2 protein-coding genes are annotated in these 598 nt (G+C 29.8%); both read left to right on the top strand.

The annotated features are described in order from the left end of the window. A partial coding sequence (locus IE142_RS40055; RefSeq protein WP_502266915.1) for a lipase-like domain-containing protein occupies window positions 1–295 on the top strand: 295 nt, incomplete at its 5' end. A 141-nt stretch (window positions 296–436) separates the two neighbouring features. After that, on the top strand, window positions 437–598 hold a 162-nt coding region (locus tag IE142_RS40050; RefSeq protein ID WP_191889477.1), incomplete at its 3' end, for a Csa1 family protein.

Raw genomic sequence — 598 nt, 5'->3', positions numbered from 1 at the left:
TGTGATAGGTGGAGATGATAATAAAAATGTCAGAGTAAATGATGGCATAGTACCTGTGTCTTCTTCACTACATCCAAGTGATGAAGCATTTAAGAAGGCAGGTATGATGAACCTAGCAACTGACAAGGGTATTTGGCAAGTGAGACCCGTACAATATGATTGGGATCATCTAGATTTAGTCGGCTTAGATACTACTGATTATAAGCGAATTGGAGAAGAATTAGGTCAATTCTATATGAGTATGATAAATAATATGTTGAAAGTCGAAGAGTTAGATGGTATTACACGTAAGTAGAGATTAAAAGAACGATAATATCCTCATTAGATGTATGATTGCGGTACATTTAATGAGGTTTTTTGATTGTTTCGTCGAAAAAAATATATAAATAAAATGTATATTTAATAAATGTATATAATAATAGAGAGATGTTAAAAGATGAAATATTATGGGAAGTGCATTTCTTACATAAGCATTTTAATATTAACGTTTTTTATTGGCGGATGTGGATTTATGAATAAAGAAAATAATAAAGAAGCAGAGATTAAAGAAAGTTTCCACAAAACATTAAGTATGTATCCAATTAAAAATTTAGAAGAT

Origin of the sequence: Streptomyces mutabilis, from assembly GCF_014649815.1 — a bacterium.
Taxonomy (GTDB): Bacteria; Actinomycetota; Actinomycetes; order Streptomycetales; family Streptomycetaceae; genus Streptomyces; species Streptomyces mutabilis.
The sequence above is the reverse complement of the archived record's forward strand: the minus strand, read 5'-3'. Positions and strand labels throughout refer to the sequence as shown.